We start from the raw sequence: 7,661 nt of genomic DNA, 5'->3' as shown, positions 1-7,661 counted from the left end.
AAGCGCCTCCGCCGTCATCCCCGGCGCGCTGCAGGCGCGGGAAGGGCATCCAGGGGCCATGGGACGCCGATCTCTCCGGCGGCGCGGGGGTGCGGGGTGGGGCGCATCGGCGACGGCCCTCATCCTGCCCCCTCTCCCTCGACAGGGAGAAGGGGTGCGCGGTTGCACTGCGGCCCTGGATCCCCTTCCCGCGCTGCGCGCCGCCGGGGATGACGCGGAGAAGGCGAGGCGCGCGGCCTTCTCCCCCCGGGAGAAGGGGGGCGGGGCGCCTGCCTCTCGCATTCCAGTGGGTGGGGCAGGCTTCCGCGACGGAACCCGCCGGCTCAGGCCCGGGTTGAGCGCGACAGCATGGCGCGCCGGCGCGAGGAAGACGGAGACGCAATCATGGCCAAGCAGGCGGTCCCCATGGCGGAGCTCAAGCGTATCATCACGGCCGAACTGGACCGGGCGCTGGGGGCCAAGGGCACGGTGACCAACGTTCAGATCGAAGCCGCCGGTGGCGACACGTGGCGGGTGGTGGAGGTCGACACGGACGCCGAGAGGCCGGCCTTCGACGCGATCGCCAGCACGGTCCTGCCCAAGCTGCACGGCGAATGGGGGCTGGCGCACGAGTAGCCCGGATTCGTTGCAGCGCAACACGTTCGGGCTCTTTCCAAGGCAGAAAAGTCAGCTATGCTGACGTATACGGAAGTCGTACCGGAGAAGTCCCGCAGCGGACCTGCAGGGACCCCCAGCGCCAGCTCAGGCGTTGACCGTCAAAAACGTGGTCGACCTGGAGGACGCCATGACGGATCGGCCGGTATCGCTGCGCGACGTTTCCCTCGACGACAAATACGATCTCTCGAAGGATCGCGTGTTCCTCACGGGCACGCAGGCCATCGTCCGGCTGCTGATGATGCAGCACGAGCGCGACAAGCGGGCCGGGCTGAACACGGCGGGCTTCGTGTCGGGCTACCGCGGCTCGCCGCTCGGCGCCCTGGACCAGAACCTGCTGCGGGCGAAGAAGCAGCTCGAGGCCGCGCAGGTGCGCTTTCAGCCCGGGCTCAACGAGGAGCTCGCCGCCACCGCCTGCTGGGGCACCCAGCAGGCCGAGATGCGCGGCGAAGGCAAGTATGACGGCGTCTTCGCCCTCTGGTACGGCAAGGGCCCGGGAGTCGACCGCTCAGGCGACGTGTTCCGCCACGCCAACATGGCGGGCAGCTCCCGGCACGGCGGCGTGCTGGCCCTGATGGGCGACGACCATACGGCCGAATCCTCCACCACGGCCCACCAGTCCGAATTCCACTTCGTGGACGTCATGATCCCGATCCTGAACCCGGCCGGGGTGCAGGAGATCCTGGACTATGGTCTCTACGGCTGGGCCATGAGCCGCTTTTGCGGCACGTGGGTGGCCTTCAAGGGCATGAAGGACACGGTGGAGTCCACCGCCGTGGTGGACGGCTCGCTGGACCGCGTGCAGATCGTCACGCCCGAGTTCGCCATGCCGCCGGGCGGGCTCAACATCCGGCCGCGCGACGGCATCCTGGAGATGGAGGCCCGGCTCCAGGACCACAAGCGCGACGCCATGCTGGCCTTCGTGCGGGCCAACACGCTGAACCGGATGATCTTCTCCGGCGGGCGGAACCCGAAGATCGGCGTCGTCACGGTCGGCAAGAGCTATCTCGACGTGCGCCAGGCGCTGGACGACCTCGGGATCGACGAGGTGCGGGCCAACGACATCGGGCTGCGGCTGTTCAAGATCGCCTGCCCGTGGCCGATAGACCCGCACGAGCTGATGGACTTCGTGCGCGGCCTCGACCTCGTGATGGTGGTGGAGGAGAAGCGGTCGCTGATCGAGGTGCAGGTTCGCGAGGAGCTCTACGGCACGGCGAACCAGCCGATCTGCATCGGCAAGAAGGACGAGACCGGCAAGTGGCTCTTCCCCGTGAAGGGCGCGCTGGACCCCAACGACATCGCGGTGGCGCTCGGCGAGCGGCTGCTCAAGTATCACCAGAGCGAGGAACTCGCCGGACGCGTCCGCCGGCTCCGGCAGGCCCAGGAGCTGCTGGCCGAGACCAAGGACGTCTCCAGCCGCACGCCTTATTTCTGCTCGGGCTGCCCGCACAACACCTCCACCCGGGTGCCGGAGGGCATGCGCGCCTATGCGGGCATCGGCTGCCACTACATGGTGCAGTGGATGGACCGCTCGACCGACGGCTTCACCCAGATGGGCGGGGAGGGGGCCAACTGGGTGGGCGAGGCGCCGTTCTCCACCCGCGGCCACGTGTTCCAGAACCTGGGGGACGGCACCTACAACCACTCGGGCGTGCTGGCGCTGCGCTTCGCGATCGCGTCCAAGACGCACATGACCTACAAGATCCTCTTCAACGACGCGGTCGCGATGACGGGCGGCCAGCGCCATGAGGGCGGGCTGACGGTCGACATGATCGCCCGCCAGGTGGCGGCCGAGGGCGTCGAGCGCATCGCGCTCGTGTCGGACGATCCGGACAAGTACCCGCGCTCGGGCATGTGGCCGACCGGCCTCACGTTCCACCACCGCGACGACCTCGACTCGGTGCAGCGCGACCTCGCGGAGCGTCCGGGCGTCTCGGTGATGATCTACGACCAGACCTGCGCCTCCGAGAAGCGGCGCCGGCGCAAGCGGGGCGAATACCCGGACCCGGACAAACGCGTGTTCATCAACACCCGCGTGTGCGAAGGCTGCGGCGACTGCAGCGTCCAGTCGAACTGCGTGGCCGTGCAGCCGGTGGAGACGGAGTTCGGCCGCAAGCGGCAGATCGACCAGTCCAACTGCAACAAGGACTTCTCCTGCCTGAAGGGCTTCTGCCCGTCCTTCGTCACCGTGGAGGGCGCAGCCATTCACAAGGCGAAACCGGCCGCCGGCTCGGACGCCGACTGGGGGCCGCTGCCCGAGCCGACGCTGCCGGCGCTGGATGGCGTCTATTCGGTGATCGTCACCGGGGTGGGCGGCACAGGGGTCGTCACCATCGGGGCCATCCTGGGCATGGCGGCGCACCTGGAGGGCAAGGGCTGCGGCATGATCGACATGGCCGGGCTCGCCCAGAAGGGCGGGGCGGTCTACAGCCACGTGAAGCTCGCGCCTCGGCCGGAGGACATCCACTCGATCCGCGTGGCGGCGGGCGACGCGGACCTGGTGCTCGGCTGCGACATCACGGTGACGGGCACCCGCAAGGTGCTGGCGGCGGTGAAGCAGGGCGAGACCGCCATGGTGGTCAACACCGCCGAGGTGCTGCCGGGCGACTTCACCCGCAACCCGGATTTCTCGCTGCCGGCCGAGCGCGTGAAGCGCGCCGTGCTGTCGGCGGCGGGGCGCGAGAACGTCCGCTTCGTCAACGCCACCGCGATCGCGACCGGGCTCACGGGCAACGCCATCGCGGGCAACATGTTCATGCTGGGCTACGCCTGGCAGCTCGGGAAGGTGCCGCTCTCCGCGGAGTCGATCGAGCGGGCCATCGAGCTCAATGGCGAGGCCATCGCCATGAACAAGGCGGCCTTCCAGTGGGGCCGCCGGTGCGCCGTGGACCAAGCCCGGGTCGAGGCCCTGGTCGCGCCCAAGACGGAGCTCTCCGAGGACCGGGTGATCGAAACCTCGCTGGAGGGCGCCGTCGCCCGCCGGACCGCCTTCCTCACCGCCTACCAGAGCAAGCGTTACGCCCGGCGCTATGCGGGCTGGGTGGAGCGCGTGCGCGAGGCGGAGGCCCGGGCGGTCCCGGGCTCCACGGCGCTCACGGAGGCGGTGGCCCGCTCGCTGTTCAAGCTCATGGCGATCAAGGACGAGTACGAGGTCGCCCGCCTGTACACGGACGGCGAGTTCCTGAAGGCGCTGCGCGGGCAGTTCGACGGCGACCTGAAGCTCACCTTCCACCTTGCCCCGCCGATCCTGGGCCGCAAGGACAAGCAGGGCCGGCCTGTGAAGACGACGTTCGGGCCCTGGATGCTGCGGGCGATGCGCCTGCTGGCCGGACTTCGCCGGGTGCGCGGCACGCCGCTGGACGTCTTCGGCCACACGGAGGAGCGGCGCATGGAGCGCCGGCTGCTTGCCGAGTACGAGGCGCTGCTGCCGGAGCTGCTCGAAAAGCTGGATCCCGGCAACGTGGCGCTGGCGACGGCCATCGCGTCCCTGCCGCAGAAGATGCGCGGTTACGGCTACATCAAGGACCGCAACGTCGAGGCGGCCAAGAAGGAGGAGGCGGCCCTGCTCGCCCAGTTCCGCGCCGGCCCGCCGGCCCAGGCGCTGGCGGCCGAGTAGGGGTTTCTCTGCGTCCTCTCCGGCCGGAGCGCCGAAGGCGCGGAGGGAAGGGGATCCAGGAGGCGGGCCTCTGCCTTGGCCAGAGTTCGGCGCGTGCTGCCCCTGGATTNCTGCCTTGGCCAGAGTTCGGCGCGTGCTGCCCCTGGATTCCCTTCCCGCGCCTGCGGCGCGCCGGGGATGACGGCGAGGACGTTCGTCGCATTCGCGCACGGTTTTCGAAGCCGCGCGTCCTGCGAATGCGAAACAATGCACCAAAGTCGAGCTTGTGTCGGGCCGCGCGGCGGCTAACCTCCTGTCATGGCTGGCGCGCGCTCTGCGCATGCCGCCCCGCTTCGGCCACGCCCCCGAAGCGGTAACATCGCACCGAAGACGGCCACCAAAGGCCGCGCCGTGACTGCGGACTGGCCAGCGCCAGTCCGCCTGGGAGGGATCAGAGGATGGCCGCCGCCGCGTCCACGCGCGACGACACGTTTCCGAAGCTGCTGGGCCGCAACGCGCGCGATCGCGGCGCCCGGCCGGCGATCCGGCACAAGGATTTCGGCATCTGGCAGACCTGGACCTGGGCCGAGGTCCACGGCCTGTGCCGGGCCTATGCGGCCGCGCTGCATGAACTTGGCCTGCAGCCGGGCGAGACGATCGCCATCGTGGGCACGAACCGCCCGCGGCTCTACTGGTCCATGATGGCCGCCCAGATGCTGGGCGCGATCCCGGTGCCGGTCTATTCCGACAGCGTCGCCGAGGAGATGGCCTATGTGCTGGCCCACGCCGACGTGAAGCTCGCGGCCGTGGAGGACCAGGAGCAGGTCGACAAGCTGCTCTCCATCTCCGAGCGCATCCCGAACCTGCGGCACATCCTCTACGACGAGGAGCGGGGCCTGCGCGACTACGACCACACGCGGCTGCACCATATCGAGAGGCTGTTGGCGCGCGGCGCAGAGACGCTCAGGGCGGACCCTGCCGCCGCCGCAGCGCTGGACGCCTCCATCGCGGCCGGCAAGGGCGCCGACCTCGGGGTGATCCTCTACACGTCGGGCACCACGGGCCGCCCCAAGGGCGTGATGCTCACCTATGACAACGTGCTGATCTCGGCCCGCAACGGCTGCGCCTTCGACAGGCTGGACGAGACGGAGGAGACCATCGCGTACCTGCCGCTGGCCTGGGTGGGCGACCACATCTTCAGCTACGCGCAGTCGCTGGTGGCCGGGTTCTGCGTGAACTGTCCGGAGAGCCCGGACACGGTGGTGGAGGACCGGCGCGAGATCGGCACCACCTACGCCTTCGCGCCGCCGCGCGTGTACGAGAACCTGCTCACTCTCACGATGGTGCGCATGGAGGACGCGGCTCCGCTGAAGCGGCGGATGTTCCACTACTTCCTGGACGTGGCGAAGCGGGTCGGCGAGCCCATCCTGAACGGCGAAAGCGTCTCGCTGACGGACAGGCTGCTCTACGGCCTGGGCGAGGCCCTGGTGTACGGGCCGCTGAAGAACCGCTTCGGCTTTTCGCGCATCAAGGTGGCCTACACGGCCGGCGAGGCCATCGGGCCGGAGATCTTCCGCTTCTTCCGGTCGCTCGGCATCAACCTGAAGCAGCTCTACGGGCAGACGGAGGCGGCGGTCTACGTCACCATGCAGCCGGACGGCGAGATCCGCGCCGACACGGTCGGGCGGCCGGCGCCGGAGGTGGAGGTGCGCATCGCCGACAACGGCGAGGTGATGTTCCGCTCGCCCGGCGTGTTCCAGGCCTACTACAAGGACCCGGAGGCCACGGCGAAAACAAAGACGGCGGACGGCTGGGTGCACTCGGGCGACGCCGGCTTCTTCGACGCCACCGGCCACCTCAAGATCATCGACCGGGCCAAGGACGTCGGCAAGATGCGCGACGGCTCGCTGTTCCCGCCGAAATACGTCGAGAACAAGCTGAAGTTCTATTCCAACATCAAGGAGGCGGTCGCCTTCGGGGACGGGCAGGACTCCGTGTCCTGCTTCATCAACATCGACCTGACCGCCGTCGGCAACTGGGCCGAACGCAACGGCATCGTGTACGCCTCCTACCAGGAGCTCGCCGGGCACCCCCAGGTCTACGACATGATCGCCCGGCACGTGGACGAGGTGAACCGCTCGCTCGCGGTCGAGCCCATGATGGGCGGCGCCCAGATCAAGCGCTTCCTGATCCTGCACAAGGAGCTGGACGCGGATGACGGCGAGCTCACCCGCACCCAGAAGGTGCGGCGCGGCTTCATCGCCGAGCGCTACGCCCCGTTGGTGACGGCGCTCTATGATGGCTCGCCGGAGGCCGACATCCGCACGGAAGTCACCTTCGAGGACGGCCGCAAGGGCGTCATCGCCGCCCGGGTGAAGATCCGCGACTGCGCCACCTATCCGGTCGCCGCGCCGGCGCCAGCCATGGAGAACGCGGCATGAGGGCGCCCGGGGGCAAGGATGGGCTCGTGGCCGGGGACGTGCTGCTCGCCGTCGACAACGTGTCGCTGTCGTTCGGCGGCGTGAAGGCCATCACGGAGGTCTCGTTCGACATCCGCAAGGGCGAGATCCGCGCCATCATCGGCCCGAACGGCGCGGGCAAGACATCGATGCTGAACGTCATCAACGGGTTCTACCACCCGCAGCAGGGCCGCATCACCTACAAGGGCGCGACCCGCCAGAAGATGCGGCCCTATGTGGCCGCCTCGCAGGGCATCTCGCGCACCTTCCAGAACGTGGCCCTGTTCAAGGGCATGTCGACGCTCGACAACATCATGGCCGGGCGGACGCTCAAGATGCAGGGCTCCTTCTTCTGGCAGCTGTTCCGCCACGGGCCGGCGATGCGCGAGGAGATCGAGCACCGCAGGAAGGTCGAGGAAATCATCGATTTCCTGGAGATTCAGGCCATCCGCAAGACGCCGGTCGGCAAGCTGCCCTACGGGCTTCAGAAAAGGGTCGAACTCGGCCGGGCGCTCGCCATGGAGCCGGACCTGCTGCTGCTCGACGAGCCGATGGCGGGCATGAACCTGGAGGAGAAGGAGGACATGTCCCGCTTCATCCTCGACGTGAACAACCAGTACGGCACCACCATCGCGCTCATCGAGCACGACATCGGCGTGGTCATGGACCTCTCCGACCGCATCGTGGTGCTGGAATACGGCCGCAAGATCGCGGACGGGACCCCGGACCAGGTGAAGAGCGACCAGAAGGTCATCGACGCCTATCTGGGCGTGTCGCACTGATGATGGCCGTTGTGATCGTCCCGACCGCCCCTCACCCCAGCCCTCTCCCCGTTGTGGCGCGCAATGCGCGCCCGGGGAGAGGGGGCGCGTCGCAGCAACGGCGCCGCTGCGAACCCTTCTCCCCGGCACGGGGAGAAGGTGGCCGAGCGAAGCGAGGTCGGATGAGGGGCC

General features: G+C 68.9%; 4 protein-coding genes. All 4 read left to right on the top strand.

Annotated elements, in window-relative coordinates; all coding sequences use genetic code 11:
• Positions 1-384: 384 nt before the first annotated feature.
• The 4 genes from SLNSH_RS01605 to SLNSH_RS01590 all read left to right on the top strand — a co-directional run bounded on the left by SLNSH_RS01605 (position 385) and on the right by SLNSH_RS01590 (position 7,490).
• The gene (locus SLNSH_RS01605) at positions 385-615 is read left to right on the top strand and encodes a hypothetical protein (RefSeq protein WP_146140145.1); all 231 of its coding nucleotides are present in this window, start codon (positions 385-387) and stop codon (positions 613-615) included.
• Positions 616-784: 169 nt separating this feature from the next.
• Positions 785-4,270, top strand: a complete 3,486-nt coding sequence (locus SLNSH_RS01600; RefSeq protein WP_106334913.1) for an indolepyruvate ferredoxin oxidoreductase family protein — start codon at positions 785-787, stop codon at positions 4,268-4,270.
• 437 nt (positions 4,271-4,707) lie between these two features.
• On the top strand, positions 4,708-6,690 hold the full coding sequence (locus SLNSH_RS01595; RefSeq protein ID WP_106334877.1) for an AMP-dependent synthetase/ligase: 1,983 nt from the start codon (positions 4,708-4,710) through the stop codon (positions 6,688-6,690).
• A complete protein-coding gene (locus tag SLNSH_RS01590) occupies positions 6,687-7,490 on the top strand; it encodes an ABC transporter ATP-binding protein (protein ID WP_106334876.1) in 804 nt (267 codons plus the stop codon). Before SLNSH_RS01595 ends, SLNSH_RS01590 begins: the two co-directional genes overlap by 4 nt.
• The last annotated feature ends 171 nt before the right edge of the window (positions 7,491-7,661 follow it).

Origin of the sequence: Alsobacter soli, from assembly GCF_003004785.1 — a bacterium.
In the GTDB taxonomy this organism is placed as follows: Bacteria; Pseudomonadota; Alphaproteobacteria; order Rhizobiales; family Beijerinckiaceae; genus Alsobacter; species Alsobacter soli.
The sequence above is the reverse complement of the archived record's forward strand: the minus strand, read 5'-3'. Positions and strand labels throughout refer to the sequence as shown.

Excerpts from the sequence above, each read along its gene's own strand:
- SLNSH_RS01595 (WP_106334877.1), top strand. The coding sequence starts at position 4,708 with ATGGCCGCCGCCGCGTCCACGCGCGACGACACGTTTCCGAAGCTGCTG.
- SLNSH_RS01605 (WP_146140145.1), top strand. The coding sequence starts at position 385 with ATGGCCAAGCAGGCGGTCCCCATGGCGGAGCTCAAGCGTATCATCACG.
- SLNSH_RS01590 (WP_106334876.1), top strand. The coding sequence starts at position 6,687 with ATGAGGGCGCCCGGGGGCAAGGATGGGCTCGTGGCCGGGGACGTGCTG.
- SLNSH_RS01600 (WP_106334913.1), top strand. The coding sequence starts at position 785 with ATGACGGATCGGCCGGTATCGCTGCGCGACGTTTCCCTCGACGACAAA.